General features: G+C 33.7%; 20 protein-coding genes. 8 read left to right on the plus strand and 12 right to left on the minus strand.

Annotated elements, in window-relative coordinates:
- Positions 1-102: 102 nt before the first annotated feature.
- From QL232_RS11670 to mce, 6 genes are all read right to left on the minus strand, one after another.
- Positions 103-1,416 (minus strand): acetyl-CoA hydrolase/transferase family protein, encoded by a 1,314-nt coding sequence (locus QL232_RS11670; RefSeq protein ID WP_168883327.1) that lies wholly within the window; start codon positions 1,414-1,416, stop codon positions 103-105.
- 146 nt (positions 1,417-1,562) lie between these two features.
- Complete coding sequence (locus QL232_RS11675) at positions 1,563-2,858, minus strand: sodium ion-translocating decarboxylase subunit beta (RefSeq protein WP_168883328.1); 1,296 nt, start codon at positions 2,856-2,858, stop codon at positions 1,563-1,565.
- A gap of 35 nt (positions 2,859-2,893) precedes the next feature.
- Complete coding sequence (locus QL232_RS11680; RefSeq protein WP_168883329.1) at positions 2,894-3,313, minus strand: biotin/lipoyl-containing protein; 420 nt, start codon at positions 3,311-3,313, stop codon at positions 2,894-2,896.
- Between the two features lie 14 nt (positions 3,314-3,327).
- Positions 3,328-3,696 (minus strand): OadG family protein, encoded by a 369-nt coding sequence (locus QL232_RS11685; protein ID WP_168883330.1) that lies wholly within the window; start codon positions 3,694-3,696, stop codon positions 3,328-3,330.
- A gap of 13 nt (positions 3,697-3,709) precedes the next feature.
- Positions 3,710-5,272: an acyl-CoA carboxylase subunit beta gene (locus QL232_RS11690; RefSeq protein ID WP_168883331.1), complete on the minus strand. Its 1,563-nt coding sequence runs from the start codon at positions 5,270-5,272 to the stop codon at positions 3,710-3,712.
- A gap of 335 nt (positions 5,273-5,607) precedes the next feature.
- Positions 5,608-6,012 carry a methylmalonyl-CoA epimerase gene (gene mce / locus QL232_RS11695; RefSeq protein WP_168883332.1) on the minus strand — a complete coding sequence of 135 codons (405 nt, stop codon included), beginning with the start codon at positions 6,010-6,012 and terminating at the stop codon, positions 5,608-5,610.
- Positions 6,013-6,398: 386 nt separating this feature from the next.
- Between mce and meaB the strand changes: the two genes are divergently transcribed.
- The gene (meaB, locus tag QL232_RS11700) at positions 6,399-7,418 is read left to right on the plus strand and encodes a methylmalonyl Co-A mutase-associated GTPase MeaB (protein WP_281614253.1); all 1,020 of its coding nucleotides are present in this window, start codon (positions 6,399-6,401) and stop codon (positions 7,416-7,418) included.
- Between the two features lie 340 nt (positions 7,419-7,758).
- Here meaB and QL232_RS11705 read toward each other — a convergent pair whose 3' ends face one another.
- From QL232_RS11705 to QL232_RS11715, 3 genes are all read right to left on the minus strand, one after another.
- On the minus strand, positions 7,759-8,412 hold the full coding sequence (locus QL232_RS11705) for a response regulator transcription factor (RefSeq protein ID WP_281614254.1): 654 nt from the start codon (positions 8,410-8,412) through the stop codon (positions 7,759-7,761).
- Positions 8,413-8,416: 4 nt separating this feature from the next.
- Positions 8,417-10,609 carry a PAS domain-containing protein gene (locus QL232_RS11710; protein ID WP_281614255.1) on the minus strand — a complete coding sequence of 731 codons (2,193 nt, stop codon included), beginning with the start codon at positions 10,607-10,609 and terminating at the stop codon, positions 8,417-8,419.
- 119 nt (positions 10,610-10,728) lie between these two features.
- Positions 10,729-11,310 carry a hypothetical protein gene (locus QL232_RS11715; RefSeq protein WP_281614256.1) on the minus strand — a complete coding sequence of 194 codons (582 nt, stop codon included), beginning with the start codon at positions 11,308-11,310 and terminating at the stop codon, positions 10,729-10,731.
- A 312-nt stretch (positions 11,311-11,622) separates the two neighbouring features.
- Between QL232_RS11715 and QL232_RS11720 the strand changes: the two genes are divergently transcribed.
- The 3 genes from QL232_RS11720 (at position 11,623) to arsC (ending at position 13,700) form a co-directional block, all read left to right on the plus strand.
- The gene (locus QL232_RS11720) at positions 11,623-12,696 is read left to right on the plus strand and encodes a LamG domain-containing protein (RefSeq protein ID WP_281614257.1); all 1,074 of its coding nucleotides are present in this window, start codon (positions 11,623-11,625) and stop codon (positions 12,694-12,696) included.
- A 154-nt stretch (positions 12,697-12,850) separates the two neighbouring features.
- Positions 12,851-13,267 (plus strand): hotdog domain-containing protein, encoded by a 417-nt coding sequence (locus QL232_RS11725; RefSeq protein ID WP_168883338.1) that lies wholly within the window; start codon positions 12,851-12,853, stop codon positions 13,265-13,267.
- Between the two features lie 94 nt (positions 13,268-13,361).
- Positions 13,362-13,700: an arsenate reductase (glutaredoxin) gene (gene arsC, locus QL232_RS11730; protein ID WP_281614258.1), complete on the plus strand. Its 339-nt coding sequence runs from the start codon at positions 13,362-13,364 to the stop codon at positions 13,698-13,700.
- Positions 13,701-13,735: 35 nt separating this feature from the next.
- Here the strand turns inward: arsC and QL232_RS11735 are convergent, their stop codons facing one another.
- On the minus strand, positions 13,736-15,916 hold the full coding sequence (locus QL232_RS11735) for a SpoIIE family protein phosphatase (protein ID WP_211093309.1): 2,181 nt from the start codon (positions 15,914-15,916) through the stop codon (positions 13,736-13,738).
- Between the two features lie 130 nt (positions 15,917-16,046).
- Here QL232_RS11735 and QL232_RS11740 point away from each other — a divergent pair, with 130 nt between their 5' ends.
- The 3 genes from QL232_RS11740 to QL232_RS11750 all read left to right on the plus strand — a co-directional run bounded on the left by QL232_RS11740 (position 16,047) and on the right by QL232_RS11750 (position 18,439).
- Positions 16,047-16,961: an ROK family protein gene (locus QL232_RS11740; RefSeq protein WP_281614259.1), complete on the plus strand. Its 915-nt coding sequence runs from the start codon at positions 16,047-16,049 to the stop codon at positions 16,959-16,961.
- A gap of 116 nt (positions 16,962-17,077) precedes the next feature.
- A complete protein-coding gene (locus tag QL232_RS11745) occupies positions 17,078-17,635 on the plus strand; it encodes a phosphoribosylglycinamide formyltransferase (protein WP_168883342.1) in 558 nt (185 codons plus the stop codon).
- Positions 17,636-17,713: 78 nt separating this feature from the next.
- Positions 17,714-18,439, plus strand: a complete 726-nt coding sequence (locus QL232_RS11750) for a YebC/PmpR family DNA-binding transcriptional regulator (RefSeq protein ID WP_281614260.1) — start codon at positions 17,714-17,716, stop codon at positions 18,437-18,439.
- Positions 18,440-18,573: 134 nt separating this feature from the next.
- Here QL232_RS11750 and trxA read toward each other — a convergent pair whose 3' ends face one another.
- Positions 18,574-18,894, minus strand: coding sequence for a thioredoxin (gene trxA / locus QL232_RS11755; protein ID WP_168883344.1), 321 nt, complete (start codon positions 18,892-18,894; stop codon positions 18,574-18,576).
- Between the two features lie 102 nt (positions 18,895-18,996).
- Positions 18,997-19,575, minus strand: a complete 579-nt coding sequence (locus tag QL232_RS11760) for a nitroreductase (RefSeq protein ID WP_281614261.1) — start codon at positions 19,573-19,575, stop codon at positions 18,997-18,999.
- 178 nt (positions 19,576-19,753) lie between these two features.
- Between QL232_RS11760 and QL232_RS11765 the strand changes: the two genes are divergently transcribed.
- Positions 19,754-20,935 (plus strand): proline dehydrogenase family protein, encoded by a 1,182-nt coding sequence (locus QL232_RS11765; RefSeq protein WP_281614262.1) that lies wholly within the window; start codon positions 19,754-19,756, stop codon positions 20,933-20,935.
- Positions 20,936-21,053 lie beyond the last annotated feature (118 nt).

The raw sequence follows: 21,053 nt of genomic DNA on the forward strand, positions 1-21,053 counted from the left end.
AAATTGAGTTGATTATAACCAAGAGAAAGAAAAATCATGTAATTTTTACACTTATATTCTCTTGGTTATATAACAAATTGATATTTAATTAGGTTTAAACCACTAAACCAATTCCGGTACTACAGCTGAAAAAGATTGGTAACTTCTACCAAAACGTTCTCTAGCTTGACGATCAAGGTCTTCTCTATGATCTGGATGAGCAATTGCGATTAATGCTTTTGCTCTTTGTGCTAAGTTTTTACCAAATAAATCAGCAATACCATGTTCAGTAACTACAAAGCGAGCATGAGCTCTTGTTGTCACTACACCAGCACCTGGCTGTAAGATTGCTGAAATTTTAGAATGCCCTTTTGCTGTCACAGAAGGCAAAGCAGTAATTGGCTTACCTCCTTCAGATAAGGCTGCACCTCTCATAAAGTCCATCTGACCACCAACTCCTGAATACATTCTAGTACCAATTGAATCCGCACAGATTTGTCCTGTTAGATCTACCTCAATTGCAGAGTTAATTGCTGTTACTTTAGGGTTTTGACGAATCACAGCTGTATCATTTACAAATGCAATATCCATCATTTCAACCTCTGGGTTATCATCCATAAAGTCATATAACTTTTTAGTACCCATTGCAAAACCTGATACAATTTTGTGAGGTAAGATCTTTTTGTTTGATCCATTTACAATACCTTTTTCACATAAGTCAATTAAACCCTCAGAGAACATCTCTGTATGTACTCCAAGGTTTTTGTGATTATGTAAGTAGGTTAGTACTGCATTTGGAATACCACCTATACCCATTTGTAGTGTAGCGCCATCTTCAACAAGTGAAGCTACGTGTGCACCAATCTGTCTTTCGATTTCAGTTGGCTCACCAAATTTCATTTCATAAATTGGCTCATCTACTTCTACAATAGCATCGAAGCTATCGATATGTAGAATACCATCGCCCATACAACGAGGCATTTGTTTGTTGACTTGAGCAATAATAGTTTTGCCCTTTTCAACAGCTGCTACCATAATATCTACAGATACACCTAAAGAAACATAACCATGTTTATCTGGTGTAGAAACATTTACTAGAACTACATCTAATGGTAAAATGTCTCTTCTAAATAAATTAGGGATATCTGAAAGGAAAACTGGTACGTAAGAAGCATTTCCAGACCAAATTTCTTTACGAACATTACCTCCAATGAAGAAGTTATTCGATTTAAAACTTTCTGCATATTCTTCTTTAGCATAATCAGCGTAACCTTCAGTATGGATATGACAAACTTCAACATCACGAAGTTCGGATGCTCTAGCTGTCATGGCCATTACTAATGCTTGAGGAGTTCCAGCTCCACCTTGAACGCATACTCTATCACCTGATTTAATTAGTTTTACTGCTTCCGCTGCTGATACAAATTGTTTTGTCATGGTAAATAAGTGGTTAAGGTAGAATGATGAAGTTTAAATAATAACAACACCATTCATCTCTATATTTTAAAAAATGTATTTCGTAATAATTCAGTTAGAAATGGTGAATTGTGTTTGCTATACAATCCACCATTGACAAATTCAGATTACATGTTGGAGAAGTAAGAAAGGAAGCTCATCAAGATACCTGCTGCAACTGCTGAACCAATAACACCAGATACGTTTGGTGCCATAGCATGCATGAGTAAGTGATTTGATGGATCTGCTTTTAAACCTTCTTGTTGTACAACTCTTGCTGAATCTGGCACTGCAGATACACCTGCTGCACCAATTAGTGGGTTGATTTTATTATCTCCTTTCAAGAAAACGTTCATGATTTTGGCAAAAGCCAAACCTGATACTGTAGCAATTGCAAAAGATACAGCACCTAAAACGAAGATTTTCATACTATTCACAGTGATAAATTCACTAGCTTGTGTCGATGCTCCAACGGTTACACCTAATAAGATCGTTACAATATCTACCATAGATGTTCTTGCAGTATTTGCCAAGCGTTCTGTATGTCCAGATTCCTTTAATAGGTTACCGAAGAATAACATTCCTAAAAGTGGTAATGCACTTGGTGAAATAAATGTTGTCAAGATCAATCCAATAATTGGGAATAAAATCTTCTCCGTTTTTGTCACTGTTCTTGGTGGTTTCATACGGATTTTACGTTCCGCAGAAGTTGTCATCAATCTCATTAAAGGAGGTTGAATAACTGGAACCAAAGCCATGTAAGAATATGCTGCAATAGCGATTGCTCCTAATAAATGTGGAGCTTCTTTAGAAGATAAGAAGATCGCTGTTGGACCATCAGCACCACCGATAATACCGATAGAAGCTGCCTCGTTTAAATCAAAACCTAAAGTGATCGCTCCAATGAAAGTAAGGAACACACCTACTTGAGCAGCAGCACCTAACAACATTAATTTAGGATTGGCAATTAGTGATGTAAAATCGGTCATTGCTCCTATTCCTAAGAAAATTAATGGAGGATAAATACCTTTTTGAACACCAAAATACAGGTAGTTTAATACTGAACCTTCCTCATAAATACCAATCTGGTTTCCTGCAACAAATGGAATGTTACCAATGATGACACCTACACCAATTGGAATAAGCAGTAACGGTTCATAATCAAATTTAATTGCCAGGAAAATAAAGAATAACCCGACAGAAATCATGATTAGGTTAGGGATTGTTACATTGGCAAAACCTGTCATAGACATAAAGTTTGACAAGCCTTCTAAGGCCATATGACCAAACCCATTCGAAGAATTTAATACCACTTCTTTGGTAATTTCTCCTATCGATTCAGTAGATACAACTCCAGCTGTTGCTGTAGCCCAAGCTACTAGAATTGCTGCAATTGATCCAAATACTATAAATACTCGTTTCATAATGTCTTTTTTTAAATTTTAAATCATTAGAAACGTTAGGCCATTTCTACAAGAACTTCACCCTGCAATACTGACTGACCTTCTTGTACTTTGATTACACCGATAGTTCCATCTGTTTCTGACAATACATTGTTTTCCATCTTCATGGCTTCCATTGTCATCAATAAATCTCCTTGTTTTACAGTATCTCCCTCTTTGACATTCAAAGACACAACAGTTCCTGGTAATGGGGCAACGATATTCGACTTCTTTGCTGATCTGGTAATTGCTTTTGGTGCAGCTGTTCTTGGAGCAGAAGATCTCACCAATTGAGGAGTCTTAGATGACTTTACTTCTTTCTCCATTTGAACAGTATACGGTGTACCATTTACTTCTAATTCAATGGCTTGACCTTCAACGTTAGTAATATGAACGGCATAGTTATTACCGTTCACTTTAAATTTATATTTTTTCATTTTCGTAATACTAATTATCGATTAAGCTGACTGCCATGAACGGCATAAATTTTCGAACTCCAAGGAGAATACGCTTTCTTTACTTTTTGGATAGTAAGTATCGTATTTTCTTCATCATGATCTTCTTCTCCTAGGTACTTATAAAGTGCCGCTGCAATAGCAGCATTTACCTCACCTGTAGCAATTTTTTCCCTCTCCTTTTGGAGTCTTTTCTCTTCGGGATCTTTTACTTTAGGCTTCGCTTCAATTAACCTCAGAATAAAAGGTAATACGTAACTAAAGACGATAAAAAGGGCGGCTAATGTTAAGAACACTAATGCGACTCCGACTAAAGAAACAACTAACCCTTCTGACAATTCGATTTCTAATGGTGTGTATTCCATAGTTTTATCTTTATTATAGTGGAATATTAGAGTGTTTCTTCGCTGGATTCACCTCTTTCTTCGTCGCTAATACTTCTAAACCTCTACAGATTCTGAAACGAGTATTACGTGGTTCAATTACATCATCAATAAAACCGTATTTAGCTGCTTGATATGGATTTGCGAATTTCTCGATATATTCATCCTCTTTTTCATGGATAAACTTCTCTCTTTCAGACTCGTCGTCGATCTTTCTAATTTTACGACCTTCAAGTACCTCTACAGCACCTTTTGCTCCCATTACTGCAATTTCAGCAGTTGGCCAAGCATAGTTAAGATCACCTCTTAATTGCTTGCTACTCATAACATCATGAGCACCACCGTATGACTTTCTTAATGTAATAGTGATTTTTGGAACAGTAGCTTCACCATATGCAAATAATAGTTTCGCACCGTGCAAGATGATACCTCCATACTCTTGACCTGAACCAGGTAAGAATCCAGGAACATCTACTAATGTTACGATAGGAATATTAAATGCATCACAGAAGCGAACAAATCTTGCTGATTTTTTAGAAGCCTCAATATCAAGTACACCTGCCAAGAAACTTGGGTTATTGGCCACAATACCTACTGGGCGACCATTAAATCGAGCAAAACCTGTGATTATATTTTTAGCATATGCTCTGTGAGTTTCTAAGAACTCATTGTTATCCGCAATATGGTGGATAACGTCATGCATATCATATGGTTTATTTGGATCGTCAGGAATGATCTCATTTAGAGCGTCTTCAATTCTATCATGAGGATCTTTACAAGGAATAATTGGAGGATCTTCAAGGTTATTTGATGGTAGGTAACTGATTAACTTACGAATTAACATTAAAGTCTCTTCATCGTTTTCAGTCATCATATGAGCTACACCAGACTTAGAGGCATGCATATTTGCACCACCAAGATCTTCTGTTGTAATCACCTCACCAGTTACAGACTTAACTACCTTAGGACCAGTCACAAACATATACGATGTTTGATCTGTCATTAAAATAAAGTCTGTTAAAGCAGGAGAATAAACGGCACCACCAGCACAAGGACCTAAGATTGCAGAAATTTGAGGAACAACACCCGAAGCCATAATGTTACGTTGGAAAATCTCAGCATAACCTGCCAATGATCTTACACCTTCTTGAATACGAGCACCACCCGAGTCATTTAAACCAATTACAGGAGCACCTACTTTCATTGCCTGATCCATAACTTTACAGATCTTCTGAGCAAATGTTTCAGAAAGTGAACCTCCAAATACAGTAAAGTCTTGAGCAAATACATAAACAACACGGCCATCGATTGTACCATGACCAGTAACTACACCATCTGATAAGTATTGTTGTTTATCCAAACCGAAGCTTTTTGTACGGTGTGTAACGAACATATCATACTCCTCAAAACTACCTTCATCAAGTAATAAATCTATCCTTTCTCTTGCGGTTAATTTACCTTGATCATGTTGTTTCTCAATACGCTTTTCACCACCACCTAATCTGGCTTGTGTGCGTTTCTCTACAAGTTCTTTGATCTTGTCTTTGTTAGTACCCATAAATATTTACCCTGAGGGCATTTGTCAACACTAAGTGGCTCTCCACTCAACATTAATTATTAAATGTCAAAATTCAATTCAGTTGGCTCTTCAAATAACTTTCAAATATTGATAGGGTTATTTCCTATATGATATTCAAAAACATGACTCAAGAAATGAGTTCATATTATTCTTTTAGTTATTCTATGTAAGTGTGTCGTTATTTAATTACAGTGTGTTATTTGAAGAAATTGAGGTTGCTGGTAGTTGTCGTAACAACAACCTCAATAGATAATTTTGATAGCTGCTGGAAGTTGTAATTATTAGTCAGGTTAAGGCTGCTTAGTAATCTGAGATTACTTTTTCTCACATAGCTCTGTCAAAACCCCGTGAGTCGATTTAGGATGCAAGAAAGCGATGTCTAATCCTTCCGCTCCTTTTCTTGGTGTCTTATCCAATAAACGAACACCTTTTTCTTCAGCATCTTTAAGATTACCTTCGATGTCTTTTACTGCAAATGCTAAGTGGTGCATACCAGGACCTTTTTTGGCAACAAATTTCCCAATAGGACCATCTTCAGCAGTTGATTCTAATAACTCGATTTTTGTATCTCCAACTTGGAAGAAGGCTGTTTTTACTTTTTGTTCTGCTACTTCTTCAATAGCATAACATTTTAGTCCTAATACCTCTTCGTAGTATTTAATTGACTCTTCTAAATTTTCTACTGCAACGCCGATATGCTCGATGTGTGTAATATTCATTTCTTTATTTTTTTTAGTTAGTGAACAATATAGTCCGCGATATACCCTGCTTTAATCTTGTATTGTAAAATTGACACATGAATGCTTGATGCAAGATAACTTTTGTCATCAAATTGATAATTTATTATCACTCATTTCTATTTATTTGCTTTTATTTATCAATACATAAATTTATAACTAACTGATATACTTACTTTTAAATATAAGACAAAAGTCATTTTTTTCGTTTTTTTGTAAATAAATTTATATCTAAAAAAAATCCCTTTTTACACTTCAATTTGAAAAAAAGAATTGATTTAAATGGGAAATCATGAAATTTGTCTACTTTTACAGAAGATAGCCCGCGATAAATAACCAAGCTACAATTCATAAAAATCATATAAATCATGGGGTATAAAAGAAGAAAAAGGCTATCCGCAGAAGAATATGCTAACGGCATAATTGAAGGTGATAGAATAATACTCAGCAGAGCCATTACAATCATAGAAAGTAAATTAAATGAAGACATATTACTAGCTGAACAGATATTAGAGAAGATACTCCCTTATACTGGTAATAGTTTACGCGTAGGTATCACAGGTGTACCTGGTGTTGGTAAAAGTACTTTCATAGAATCTTTCGGAAAATATATTACATCTAGAGAATTAAAATTAGCAGTTCTAACCATTGACCCTAGTTCACAAATTTCAGGAGGAAGTATTCTAGGAGACAAAACGAGAATGGAAGAACTTTCTAATGACCCTTTAGCGTATGTTCGTCCATCTGCTGCAGGTTCTGCTCTTGGTGGTGTAAACCATAAAACTAGAGAAACCATGTTGCTATGTGAAGCCGCAGGTTTTGATGTTATTTTAATCGAAACTGTAGGTGTGGGTCAATCAGAAACCACTGTAAAAGGAATGGTTGACTTCTTCTTATTACTCATGTTAGCAGGTGCAGGCGATGAATTACAAGGCATTAAAAGAGGAATAATGGAAATGGCTGATGCAATAGCAATCACCAAATGTGATGGTGATAATATCCGAAAAGGCCAACTTGCTAGGGCTGAATATCAGAATGCATTACACCTCTTCCCTCCTTCAGAAACAGGGTGGTCGCCTAAAGTTATGACCTGTTCGTCTTTAGAAAATAGTGGGTTGGACCAAATCCTAGAAAATATCTTGGAGTTTGAAAAGAAAATGAAAGATAAAGGATATTTCCAATCAAAAAGGCAAGAACAAAATCTACATTGGATGCATGAAACAATAGAAAGTTACCTCAAGAGGGCTTTTTATTCTGATGAAGATATCACAAAAGAATTACCTAGTCTAGAAAATGGAGTCATTCAAAATAAAGTCCCTGCTATTGCTGGAGCAAGGAAATTGATTGAATTATTTAATAAAAAAAGGAACTTCTATTTCGAAGATTAAACTATAAAACCTCAGTTTATCAATTTTCCATTGACCAACTGAGGTTTTTATTTCCACTCTAGATCTTGGTATATAATCGATATACCTTAAAATACTTTTAACTTATTAATTATAATTTCGACTAATTCTTAAATCCCAAATAGAAGAAAAAACAGACTAATGCTACTGCTCCAAAAGCAAAAATAAATGTGTACATAACCTTTGTAATTTAGTTGAAAAATAACTTTTTCTGGTTTTACAAAGGTCATCATACGGGGATTAAAATATTTAGTTGTATCGCTAAAGTTAAAAATTTTAGTGATTTACTTAACAACTACGTGAAACACCTATTTGTCTTATTTTAGAGGTCATCAAATAAGTCTCTTTCTACTGCATATAAAACTAATCCGGCTACATTTTTACAACCTGTTTTTTCTAATAAATTGCGTTTGTGTGCTTCAACTGTTCTAGAAGTAATAAATAATTCTTCAGCAATTTCTGGATTCGATTTCTCTTTGCAGATAAGATGTAGAATTTCTATTTCTCTTTCAGTTAATGCAATGTCTTTTACCGTTCTATTTTTAGGCTTTGGCTTTGAAGTAAACCCCTGCATAATAGTCTGTGTAACATTTTGAGAATAATACACCTCACCTTTTGCAACTGTTTTAATCGCTTGTATTAACTCTTCCTGCGTACAATCTTTTAGTAGATAACCTTTTGCACCAGCACCCAACATTTGTTTTATGTTTTGAGATTCATTCATCATCGTTAAGGCTAAGACTTTAATCGATGGATGAATATTGGAGATTTCTTGTGTCAGCTTTATTCCATCCAATTCAGGCATCATAATATCAGAAACAACCACATCGACTTCAATCCCTTCTAATTGCTCGAGTGCCTCTTTTCCATTTTTTGCTTCTGCCACAACCAAAATTTTTTCATCTTCCAAAAAAGACTTTAAACCAAATCTGATCATACTATGATCGTCTACTAACATTACTTTGATTTCACTCATATTATTATTCTGATGGAAGTTCTACTAAAATTTGTGTTCCTTTTTGTGGTCTACTATTAATCTCAAAATAAGCCCCTATAGACTCAGCCCTAGTTCTCATACTATTGATACCAAAAGTTTTTAAGTTTTCTTCTACTATAAACCCATCTCCATTATCATCTATAGTAAGTAATAAAACATCTGAATGTTTAAGTATTTGAATGTTGCATTTTGTTGCATTGGCATACTTAATAACATTATTAATCGCTTCTTGTGTGATACGATACAGTGTCATTTCCACAGATAGTTTCAATCTGTTTTTATCAATATTTTGATCAAAATTGAAAGAAGTAGAAGATGAATTTTGAATAGCAGAAATTAAAGATTCAATAGCTGCTATTATACCATTTTCGCTAATCACTTTAGGCATAAGATTATGTGCTAGTGTTCTACTTTCTTCTATTGCTTTTTTTAGGTATTGATATCCCATTTGAAAACGCTCTTCAACCTTAGGTTCATTAAAATCAACTGACATTCTAACTTTTTCTAAACTCATCAAAGAGGTAGACATAGTTTGTTGTAAACCATCATGAATTTCACTTGCAATCCTACTTCTTTCTTTATCTTCTGTTTCCAAAATAGCATCTAGAATATTTTCTTCTTGTTTCATCCTATCAGTGATATCAGACATGGTTCCAACGATTCGTTTTGGAGCATTCTTAGCCGTAAACTCAACAGCTTTACCTTTTGTGTGAATCCACTTGTAAGCTCCATCTTTGGTCTTCATCCTGTACAAACTATCATGAGAGCCATTTTTCTTTATTTCATCTACATTATTAATTAATGCTTTTTCTTGATGATCCGAAACCACAATTCCTTTCCAAAAATCAATTTGGTCTAATACGCTTTCTTCGGAAGTATACCCTAAAATACTGTAACAGCGCTCACTGAAATTAATTTGATCATCATCTCGATATATCTCCCAAATTCCTTCATTAGAAGCATCTAATGCATATTGTAATTGCTGTTCTTTCTCAATTAATGCCACTTCCGTTTTAACCTTTAGGTCAATTTCATCTTTTAAATTCTGATTCGATCTTTTTAGATGTTCTAGATACGATTTCCTTTCATTAAAATTTCCTAAGATCAGTGCGATAGCTTCTATTAATTCTTGCTCCTCTTCTAATAAAGGGGTTGCTGTTAAGCTTCCAGTAAGGTCGTTATAATACACCTCAATCTTCCCTATTTCTTTATTCGACTCAATAATTTTTGCTTCTTGTTTCCATTTTGATTCAGAAAACTGCACTGATGTAAATGTTTTCCCTTGAAATGTTATTCTACAACAAGTTTGCTCAGTAAACTGCCATCCATAAGGAATAATTGAAGCTGTTGTTTCTAAAATATGATCTATATCTTTTTGTGTACTTTCTGTAAGCTGAGAAATCTTATAAAGACAAGCCTGCTCTTTACTCCTTGATTGTAATTGATTGGATAATTGCTCTTTCTGAATTAGTCTATTGATAATCATATAGTAGCTAATAATAAATACTGAGATTAAAAGTGCAATCGAAATAAAAATAGTCCACAACAAAAACTCGCCTTTCTCTCTAAATTTATCGACTGTGTTTTTAGTTCTGGATTCAATTAGACTTTCAAACTTAATAATGGGTTCCATTACCTCAGTTTTTGTCATAAGATAATCTTGACCATATAAGATATTGAAAGCTGCTTCTAAGTCTGGTTTTCCTCTGATAGAATAGTTATTTAGGCTATCTAAATAAATTCCTTTTGCAGCATTAAAGGCCTGCTCTTCCTTTTTTATCAATTGGTTTGATTTACCCAGTGCATCCTTAAGTAGTTCGAACTCTTCTTGTGAAAAACCCATATGGTACATGCTATCTAAAATAGAACGTTCCCATCCACTATCTTCTGGAATCAACCTTCCTTCTCGAACAGCGACTAGTTCCCAATACTTCTTCTCCCAAATAGTATCTTTTGTAACAATAAAGTTTTTACAATATTCTGTCAAAAAATCATCACTTTGTCTTAAAGCATCACCCAAACGATAAGAAGTGTAACGATTTACCTGACTTTCAAATAATTTTTCTTGATTAAAATATAGAAATACTAATGAAATAAGGATACCTAATGTAAGTATAATATTGAGCAGAAAAAGCCAAAAAAATGGTCGTTTTTTATCGTCTGTAAGGTTATTCATCATCAATTTTTTACTGAGCAATAATTGAAAATAGTATTATCATTAATAGTAAAAAAGTGTTTGAATAACTTTAACTACATCTAGTCCTTTCTAATATATTTTTTGCTATTTATTATGTACTAAGGCTGAATCGTCAATGTTTTTACCGTTCCATTGATAGGTGAGATTTGTATATTATCCTCTCCTTCTAATACATAGAAAATGTACGAACTATTTTTCCCAACTATCTCAACATTTAAAGTCTGTCCATCAAGAAATAAAACTTTATCATTATACTCGATTGTCTTTTCGTTCATTCTTTTTTGCAAACGCTCACCTTTCCCTAATCCTGTTCCAACAAAAAAGCCTAAAAAGAAAATAACAGAAGATACTGTTAACACTGAAAGAAGTTTAGTCTCTAAGTTTTCTTCTGGATTTTTAATATTAAATAGTTTTGTAAACCACGCTTTGTTCTTCAGTTTACCTAATTGTCGAGGGATAAATATTACACCTAGAACAGTTAAGAGAGAAATGATCATTAAGACTTTATTTGATGTCAATCTTGATATTGGACTTAATAGAACATCTAATATGTCAGCATATTCTAAGATATTAATATCAAACTGGCCATAGAATAGCGTTTCATTTACAATACCTAAAATAACAAGGAAGATGTAACCTAAATAGAGAATACTTTGAGTTTGTTCTAGTTGATTTTTCACGGTTCAGTTTATGGAATATAGATTTAAAAATCGATGAGAGTTTAATAATTTAAAAGAGAACAAGTATAACAAATCACCACGAGTTTTCATGAAAGAATTGAATAAACTTAGCAGATTTAATATCAACGGTGTAATAAAAAGGTATTTTTGAAATACTAAACTAAATCAGTAATTTTAGTATCAAGTAAACTATTCAATGACACAATTCTATCACCAATGGTAAAACTAAGCAAGCTATTTTTTGCAATAATATCTATTGTATCTTTTTTTTCATGTACAACAGAATCAGAGAAAAGCTCACCTGTACAAAAAGTGAAATTTTCATTTTCAGAAAACTCCTCCTCAGCCAGATCTCTTGAAGGAGAAGCAGCCTCTTTTGCCATCTCAATTTCCCAAGGTGAAGAAAGTGTTTATCATCTAGAATCACTGGATATTATTAATGTTGGTGGTTCATATTTATCAGAAGAACTAACCTTAGAAGTTGGAGAATATTCGATTACAGACTTTGTAGTCATGAATGAAAATGATGAAGCTATCTATTTAACTCCAAAACAAGGTTCTGATTTTTCTCATTTAGTCTCAAAACCTCTCCCTTTAAAATTCAATGTATCTACTAATGATTCTCTCACAATTACACTGGAAGTAATCGAAGCTACTTTAGGGGAGCTTAATGACTTTGGATATTCTAGCTTCAGTTTCGAAATTGTAGATTATCTATCCAAAGGGTTACAGTTGTATCTTCCTTTTGATGGATCCACTTCTGATTATTCTGAAAATGGCATTGAATTGACTAAAAATGGTTCTATTGACTATGTTCAGGACCGTAAGGGAAAAGAAGCCTCTGCCATTTACTTAAACGGTTCTGATGCCTTTTTAAGTGGAGATGCCCTTGTACGAGATTATAAGGAATTTACATTATCTGCTTGGATTAAACCATCCACTTTTGATGTTCAGTATACAGGGATTTTTGGACAATCTCCAGGCACCTTCCCTACAGTAAATGATTACCTAGTATTGTATACTACAAGATCGCAATATCACCCTCGGAATGGTGGTTTTGGGTGGACACTATTTTTCCAGGATAATACCTGGTTAGATGCTAGATATCTATATAAACATGAATCTGGGGATTGGATTCTAATTACATCCACTTTTGATGGAAAGGTTTTTAAAAACTACATCAATACCACCTTAGTTTCTGAACACTTTGTTGAGGAAGGTAAAATGTTAGGAAATCACTACGAACTACTGATCGGAAAAACATATGCCTATCCACAAAACCCTAATAGAGTAAATGTAGCCTATTTTGAAGGAGCTATTGATGAATATAGAATCTACAGTAGAAGCTTGTCACAACAAGAAATTTACCAGCTTATCTCAAAGTAATTACTTGACAAAAAAGAATATATCTGCCACTAACTCTAAAAAATTAGTTTTAGTGACTTTTTTGAAATCGTAATTATGTGAATAAATACTCACTAATAAATTTAACATCAAACAAAATGTATTTAACTTACATGCCAATATTTTGATATGTGGTATGGAAGAAAGAATCAGAAAAACAGTCACTAGACAATGTAAAGCTATTTTTCCTAATACATTAAATGCTAACAACACCTTATTTGGTGGAGAAGCAATGAAATGGATGGATGAAGTAGCCTATATAACAGCAACTCGTTTCACTAGACAAAAAATGTTTACTTTAAAAACAGAAGATATCAAGTTTTTAAAGTCCATTTCTCCCAACAGTATTGTTGAGGTAATTGGAAAAGTTGAAAAGGCTGACCCCATCAAACTTCGTGTTATTATTGAAATGTACGCTGAGGATATGTATTCAGACAGTAGAGAAAAGGTGATGGAAAGCGTATTTATTTTTGTTGCTTTGAATGATAAAAATAAACCAATGCGAATTGATTATAGCCGATTTGAAAAGGATCTAGAATTGGAAGTGATATAATGTCAACCCAATCCTCTCCTTTTTTATCAAATAATGTCAATGAAAATTAGCTGAGAATGGTTAGCTTCGTGTTTAAATTAAAGACATAAAAACCATGATCAAAATTTGGCATAATCCAAGATGTTCTAAAAGTAGAGAATCGCTCAACCTTCTTAAAGAAGGGAACAATGACATTGAAATTAGAGAATATTTAAAAGACACTCCATCTAAGGAAGAAGTCACAGAAATCATTAATCTATTAGGCATTAAGCCTTTAGAATTGATAAGAAAAGGAGAAGCAATCTTCAAAGAGAATTTTAAAGGTAAAGACTTATCAGATGATGAATATATTCAGGCAATGGTAGATTTTCCTAAATTAATAGAAAGGCCTATCGTTATCAAAGATAATAAAGCCGTAATTGGAAGACCTCCATCATTAGTACTTGACCTTTAAAAAAACACCCTTCATTATTCATGAAGGGTGTTTTTTTATAACTTGACTCCAAGTATCATCATATCATCAATCTGTTCCCAGTTGGCTTCTGCCATCCAGCTATTAATTGTAGACTGAAGAATATCATGTTGTTTTGAAGGAGATTCTTTTGCAATTTTTTCCAGGAGTCTTCTTAGTTTACCGACCATAAACTTTCTCGCTCTAACTCCACCAAACTGATCTTGATAACCATCAGTAGCCATATACACCATATCATCTTTCTGGATCTCCCATGTATGTTCATCATAAACATGATTCATTTCTCCACCAATAGATTTACGGGTACCTGGCAGTTTTGTTAGTTCTCCATTTCTTACAATATATAAAGGGTTTTTAGCTCCAGAGAAATATAAATGATCATCTTTGACAGCAATGATACTCATATCCATGCCGTCATTATTGTCGTTATATTCTTGTTGGAGATTTCTCACCACTAAATTATTAAGCTCTTTTAAAATCTCTGATGGAGAATATATTTTATTACCTCTAACGATTTCATATAATAAACTTGAGCCCATCATAGACATTAAAGCACCTGGAACTCCATGACCAGTACAATCGACACAGGCATAAATTTTCCAACCATCTTTTTCAAAGAACCAATAGAAATCACCACTAACAATATCTTTTGGTTGATTGAATATAAAGTTCTTTTCAAATGCATTGTCAATCACATCTTTGGAGATTAAGATTGACGATTGGATAAGTAAAGCACTCTTAATACTGCTATTAATCTTGTTGTTCTGATAATTTAATTGAGTCCCCTGCTCTTTAGAGTGCTCTAAGGTATCTTTTAAAATATCATTCTTAGCGATTAACTCTTCATTCATTGTTTCCATCTCCAGTTTGGCTATTCCCAATTCACTGTTAATAGATGAAAGCTTAGTATTTAATTTCTTTGTTTTTCTTTGACTTAAGAAGATATAATAAATAAATACTAGAAGAAGCATTACAATAATTACTGTAAGCCTTAAAAAGTTCTTATTCTCTTGAAGTTTTATCTGATTGATATATTCAATCTCTCTTAAAACATCATTTTCTGTTTTCTGTTGTTCTACTTCATGAAAAGCTTGCATATCTGCCACTGCCGCCAATTTTTGTTTATTAAATAGGCTATCAGATAATACGGTACTTTTTTCGTAGAAATAAATGGCTTGGTCCTTATTCACAAAACGCAATGTTTGGGCTAACTTGAGAGACACTTCATACTCTCTATCCAACATTCTATTTTGTTTTGTAATGATGTATGCTTTTTCAAAAGCATCGTATGCTCTACTATATTCCTTTAGCTCGTAATGATAATTACCTAATTCTAGGTAAGAATTTAACTTTGGAATTGGTAATTGCTTTTTATTAGATTCTCTGACCGAGATTAAGAAGATCTTTTTTGCTAAAGGGTAATCCTTCATACCCATCGCCAACTTACCTTTTAATAGAGAAAGTAGAATAAAGCCTTCGAAATTATTTTCTTTTCGAAAATTTCCATTCTTATCTAACTGTTGAAGTACCTTTCTTAAATCTGTGTATTCTTCAAAAGCCACATGAACGTCTGCAATATTTAGTAGGGCTGTATTTTTTATATGATCAAGATCTTCATTAGTAGAATCTAGTTCGATATCTAAAATTTGCTCAAATACCTCAAAAGCTTGAACATATTCTTTATGCTGTAAATAAACATACCCAATGTTATTCATTGTAAAAGCAAGATCGACCTTATCATCCAATTGATAATCTATTTCATAGGCTAACTTTAAGAGGTTCATTGCCGTTTCCGTCCTCCCCTGATTAATGTATAAAGTAGCAAGATTTACATTAGAGATTGAAATCTGTTTCAGGTCGAATTCCTTTTCAGCTATTTCTAGAGACTTTTTACAATAGTATTCTGCTGAATCTAATTCTCCTGCATATTCAAAGTAAAAGCAATAACGAGAAAATAGCCAATACGCATCTGTATTGAATTTCTCCTCACCAATTTTTTGGTACAGTGAATCCATTAGTATTTTCATACTATCCAACTCTCCTGCTTCTAGGTAAAAGTCAACGGTATTCTTTGTCGAAGTATCAAGATATTTATATTGGGCTGAATCAAGCTCTGAATCAGCAAGCACAGATTTACTAAATAAAAAAATACAAAGAATAATAGACAAATATTTCAGATCAATTCTTCTGATTAACATTTCATAGCTGATAAATCATCGTAAATTAATAAAATCAACTGAAATAAACTTCATGTACATAATGAAAAAAACAAAATGATTTATTAAAATTATAGTTCAACAGTAATTTAACCCTGAAATAACATAAAATATGAAGCAATTCTTAGGTGTAGATATTGGAGGAACAAATGTGAAATTTGGCGTAGTAGATGCCGATGGAAACATTGTCAAAAAGAAAAAATATCCCACTATTGAAGTTTCAGAAGGTGGAGACTTCTGTGGCAACTTCTCAAAACTTCTTGCAAAAAGACTAAAAAAATTTCCTGACATTGCTTCTGTAGGTATAGGTATTCCAGGTACTATTTCAGCCGATGGAAAATCTACATTAGACTTACCTAATGTTCCGGCTTTGGCCAATCAAGCATTAGTAAAAGTACTTGAAAAAGACTTCCCTACTTTGCCTATCGTAATGGACAATGATGCAAATGCTGCAGCATTAGGGGAATTAGAATTTGGATTGGAAGCCTTACCAAAGACATACATTTTTATCACTCTAGGAACTGGAGTTGGTGGAGGCTGTGTCATTAATGGTAAAATATTTAAAGGCGGAGATGGCAACGGATTAGAAGTTGGCCATGTCATGTCGTCTACAGGAAAAACTATCGAACAGAACATAGGTAAAGCGGGCATTATTGCAATGGCAAAAAAATATATCGCTGAAGGACAGATTCCAACTACTCTTTCTGGTGAATTTGATGCTAAAGCAGTTGCGAACGCAGCTCATGAAGGTGACAAACTAGCTTTACAGGTTTACCATGATATGGGTAAATACGTCGGAGAACTTATTGTTACATTAGTAAGAGTTCTAGACATAAAAACTATTCTAATTGGTGGTGGCGTATCAGAAACTTTCGATTATTTAAAATTAAACATGTATAGTGTTATCAATGAGTTTTTACCTGAATATTATACCAAAGATTTAAATATTCAATTAGCTACATTAGGTAACAATGCTGGTATTCTTGGAGCTGCATCTTTAGGGATTTCAGGTATTGAGTTGAAGTAATTCAGCCTTTCTAAAGAAGAGAATCATTAAAAATTAGTGATTCTCTTTTTTAATGCCTCAATCCCACTTGCTAGATTAATCACAGCGATTATCTTTGCATGAAACTAAATTATATCATGACAAAAATCGCAATTTTCGCTTCGGGTACGGGGTCTAATGCCTTAAAAATTATAGAGCATTTCAAGGGCAATTCAAATGTAAACTTTGTAGTGCTTTCAAACCGCAAAAATGCTGGAGTCTTAGATAAAGCAAAGCAATTAGATGTAGAAGGGCATTATTTCCCTAAATCTGCTTTTAGTGATGATACTGTTCTAACTTTCCTAAAGGATGAAAAAGTAGAATATGTAATTCTTGCTGGTTTCTTACTCCTAGTTCATGAAAATATTTTAAACCAATTTGAAAACAAGGTGATCAACATACACCCAGCCTTATTACCAAATTATGGTGGAAAAGGAATGTATGGTTTAAATGTTCACCAAGCTGTTGTTGCAAACAAAGAAAAAGTATCTGGTATTACCATCCACTATTGTAATGCTAAATATGATGAAGGGCAATATATTTTGCAAGCGACTACAGCCATCGATGAAAACGACACACCAGAAGAAGTTGCATCCAAAGTTCTTAAGTTAGAACACTTTTATTTCCCAAGGGTTATTGAACAATTACTTGGTTAAAGAAAATTAAAGATCAATTTTAAGAGTAATAGTTTTCATCTATTATTTTTGTCAAATCACATTCAATATAAAAGAGAAATGGGAAGAGCTTTTGAATTTAGAAAAGGAAGAAAATTAAAAAGATGGGCACATATGGCAAAAACGTTTACTCGTTTGGGTAAAGATATTGTCATTGCAATTAAAGAAGGTGGTTCTTCAGATCCAGATACAAACTCTAGACTTCGTGCAGTTTTACAAAACTGTAAAGCGGAGAACATGCCTAAAGACAACATTGATCGTGCAATAAAGAGAGCAACAGATAAAGATACTTCAAATTATGATGAGCGTTTATTCGAAGGATACGCTCCACATGGTATTGCAGTATTAGTTGAGACGGCAACAGATAATAATAACAGAACTGTAGCCAATGTACGCAGCTATTTTAATAAGGTTAATGGTAGTTTAGGTACTTCAGGCTCAGTGGAATTTATGTTCGATCATAAATGTCACTTCAATGTGAAAAAAGCAGAAGATCTTGATGTTGAAGAACTTGAGCTTGAACTTATCGACTTCGGTGCTGAAGAAGTTTTCGTTGAAGGAGAAGGAGAAGAAGAGCAAGTTGTGATCTATGGTGAATTCTCAAACTTCGGTTCATTACAAAAGGCTTTAGAAGAAGGTGGTTATGAAATCATCAAGTCAGGTCTTGAGAGAATTCCTACTGTTACAAAGGAACTAAACGAAGAGCAACAAGCAGAAGTAGATAAACTTTTAGAAAAGCTTGAAGATGATGATGATGTACAAAATGTATATCACACAATGGCATAAATTAGTTTGTTCTTTAAATAAAATAAGGGCTACTCTTTCTAAAAGAATAGCCCTTACTTATGAATAAAAGAGGCTGTCTCAACTTTCTAATAAGTTTTGAGACAGCCTCTTTTCATTTCTGAGTTATAATTGAATTATAACTGAGCAGAAATTTTACCAGCGATTTCAGCTTTGCTAGCAGCACCAACGTGCTTATCTACAGCTTCACCGTTTTTGAATACCAACATTGTTGGGATAGAACGGATACCAAACTTAGCTGCAGCTTGAGGGTTAGCATCAACATCTAACTTACCGATTACAGCGTCAGTCATTTCTGTAGCCAATTCTTCGATAATTGGAGACATCATTAAACAAGGTCCACACCAAGTTGCCCAAAAGTCTACTAATACTGGTTTATCTGAATTTAATACTACTTCGTCGAAGTTAGCATCTGTGATTTCTACTGCTTTTCCCATTTTTTTAAATAAGATTAAGTTACATATGAACAAATTATCATCTGTTCAACCGTTTATAATAACGTAACAGATTTTATTTGGTTGCACAAATGTAGTAAAAGATTATTCATTTACCCAAGTAACTTTCTCAGATAAATCACCTCTCTTCCCTTCTTTTTCTGTAGTTGCCACTTTACCAATGTAAAACAGTCCTAAAAACTCATCATCTGTGTTGAGACCAAAGAATTCTCTTGATGCTTTAAACTTGACCATTCCACCTGTACTCCAATATCCACCATAACCCATAGCCGTAACAGTTAAGGCCATATTTTGTACAGCACATGCTACTGCTTCGATTTCTTCTACTTTTGGAATTTTAGCATTATTACCTCTCTTCATTTTTATGGCAATCACATGAGAGGACTGAAGGGGTAATTTCACCAATTTTTCATACCTCGCCTGTTGAAATTCTTCCTCAGGAGTATTGTCTTTATACACCTCACCTTGAATTTGAGAAAGTGTCTTTAAACCTTCTCCTGAAAAAACTGTGAATCTCCAAGGTTCTGTTAATCCATGGTTTGGAGCCCAGTTTGCATTCTCAAGTATCTCCAATATATCTTCTTTAGGTATCTCACCCTCAATAAATTCATGTGGAAAGAAGGATCTCCTATTTCTTATCAGCTCTGAAATTTTGTTCTGCATAGTATTATTGATGTTTATTTGTCAAAATTAACACAGATTTATGCGATTTCAATTCAAAAAGTACTAGAAATTATAACATGTTACATTACTTTTGTGTTATCATACGAAAAAACACGCTTTCATCATTTTATTATCTAGACACAACTAACTCATACAAAACATATAAATATTCGTAACTATGGTTGACACATCAACAGTTAATTTTCAGGACACTAAAACAGCGTTTGAGTGGAGAAATGATGCCGAATTAAGAAAGACTTACGCGCTTTTTGCCATGATGGGTTCTCCAGCATTGGTTAAATTGGGTACCTCTGCACTAAACTTTGCATTCGCTTTGAGATTACCCATCAAAGGTATCGTAAAGAAAACTTTGTTCAGACAGTTCTGTGGAGGTGAAAATATTGAAGATAGTGCAAATACTATTGGCGTACTAGGTAAGTACAACATTGGTTCTATACTAGATTATTCCGTTGAAGGAGCTGAAACTGATAAAAGCTTCGATCAAACCGTTGAAGAAATCTTAAAAACCATCGAAGAATCTTCTAAGGACAAAAACATCCCCTTTTCTGTTTTTAAACTAACAGGTATTGCCAAAATCAGCTTACTAGAGAAAGTTCACGCAAAAGAAGCTCTATCTACTGATGAACAAGAACAATGGGAAAAAGTAGTCAAAAGAGTTGAGCTACTTTGTGAAACCGCTTATCAAAAAGATGTAAGAATCTTTATTGATGCTGAAGAAACTTGGATGCAAGGCCCTGTTGATGAATTAGCATTAGAAATGATGCGTAGATTCAACAAAGAAAAAGCTATTGTATATAATACATACCAAATGTATTTACATAGCAAGTTGGCTCAGTTAAAAGAAGATTTTGAAAGAGCAGAAACAGAAGGTTTTATCCTAGGTGTGAAATTAGTACGTGGAGCATACATGGAGAAAGAAGCAGCTAGAGCACAAAAAATGAATTACCGTAATCCTGTACAACCTTCAAAAGAGGCTACTGATAAAGATTACGATGCTGCTCTTGAATATATTATGGAGAACCATAAAGGTTTTGCTTTATGCGCTGGATCACATAATGAGAAATCAAATCTACTTTTAGTAGAGTTATTAAATAGATATGGTATTACCACTGATCACCCGAATTTCTTTTTCGCTCAATTGTTCGGTATGAGTGATCATATCTCTTTTAATTTATCTCATGCAGGATACAATGTAGCAAAGTATCTTCCATATGGACCTGTAAAAGAAGCACTCCCTTACCTTTTCAGAAGAGCTGAAGAAAATACTTCAGTAGCAGGACAAGCAAGTAGAGAGCTTACATTAGTTCAAAGCGAGTTAAAGAGAAGAAGTCAAAAGTAGTATAAACTCTACTTTAGGAATAAATAAAAACTCTTAGATCTATTATTCGGATAGATTTAAGAGTTTTTTTTACACCTAATCGCGAAATATTTACATCTTTTTTAAGATTTTTAATATA

It is taken from the genome of Flammeovirga sp. SubArs3 (assembly GCF_947387565.1).
GTDB classification, from domain to species: domain Bacteria; phylum Bacteroidota; class Bacteroidia; order Cytophagales; family Flammeovirgaceae; genus Flammeovirga; species Flammeovirga agarivorans.

What these genes read in the sequence shown, in the direction of transcription:
- mce (WP_168883332.1), bottom strand. Translation starts at nt 6,012, where the DNA reads ATGAATATTACACACATCGAGCATATCGGCGTTGCAGTAGAAAATTTA.
- QL232_RS11705 (WP_281614254.1), bottom strand. Translation starts at nt 8,412, where the DNA reads ATGAGTGAAATCAAAGTAATGTTAGTAGACGATCATAGTATGATCAGA.
- arsC (WP_281614258.1), top strand. Translation starts at nt 13,362, where the DNA reads ATGATCAAAATTTGGCATAATCCAAGATGTTCTAAAAGTAGAGAATCG.
- meaB (WP_281614253.1), top strand. Translation starts at nt 6,399, where the DNA reads ATGGGGTATAAAAGAAGAAAAAGGCTATCCGCAGAAGAATATGCTAAC.
- QL232_RS11765 (WP_281614262.1), top strand. Translation starts at nt 19,754, where the DNA reads ATGGTTGACACATCAACAGTTAATTTTCAGGACACTAAAACAGCGTTT.
- QL232_RS11725 (WP_168883338.1), top strand. Translation starts at nt 12,851, where the DNA reads ATGGAAGAAAGAATCAGAAAAACAGTCACTAGACAATGTAAAGCTATT.
- QL232_RS11735 (WP_211093309.1), bottom strand. Translation starts at nt 15,916, where the DNA reads ATGTTAATCAGAAGAATTGATCTGAAATATTTGTCTATTATTCTTTGT.
- trxA (WP_168883344.1), bottom strand. Translation starts at nt 18,894, where the DNA reads ATGGGAAAAGCAGTAGAAATCACAGATGCTAACTTCGACGAAGTAGTA.
- QL232_RS11745 (WP_168883342.1), top strand. Translation starts at nt 17,078, where the DNA reads ATGACAAAAATCGCAATTTTCGCTTCGGGTACGGGGTCTAATGCCTTA.
- QL232_RS11750 (WP_281614260.1), top strand. Translation starts at nt 17,714, where the DNA reads ATGGGAAGAGCTTTTGAATTTAGAAAAGGAAGAAAATTAAAAAGATGG.
- QL232_RS11740 (WP_281614259.1), top strand. Translation starts at nt 16,047, where the DNA reads ATGAAGCAATTCTTAGGTGTAGATATTGGAGGAACAAATGTGAAATTT.
- QL232_RS11690 (WP_168883331.1), bottom strand. Translation starts at nt 5,272, where the DNA reads ATGGGTACTAACAAAGACAAGATCAAAGAACTTGTAGAGAAACGCACA.
- QL232_RS11685 (WP_168883330.1), bottom strand. Translation starts at nt 3,696, where the DNA reads ATGGAATACACACCATTAGAAATCGAATTGTCAGAAGGGTTAGTTGTT.
- QL232_RS11760 (WP_281614261.1), bottom strand. Translation starts at nt 19,575, where the DNA reads ATGCAGAACAAAATTTCAGAGCTGATAAGAAATAGGAGATCCTTCTTT.
- QL232_RS11670 (WP_168883327.1), bottom strand. Translation starts at nt 1,416, where the DNA reads ATGACAAAACAATTTGTATCAGCAGCGGAAGCAGTAAAACTAATTAAA.
- QL232_RS11675 (WP_168883328.1), bottom strand. Translation starts at nt 2,858, where the DNA reads ATGAAACGAGTATTTATAGTATTTGGATCAATTGCAGCAATTCTAGTA.
- QL232_RS11710 (WP_281614255.1), bottom strand. Translation starts at nt 10,609, where the DNA reads ATGAATAACCTTACAGACGATAAAAAACGACCATTTTTTTGGCTTTTT.
- QL232_RS11680 (WP_168883329.1), bottom strand. Translation starts at nt 3,313, where the DNA reads ATGAAAAAATATAAATTTAAAGTGAACGGTAATAACTATGCCGTTCAT.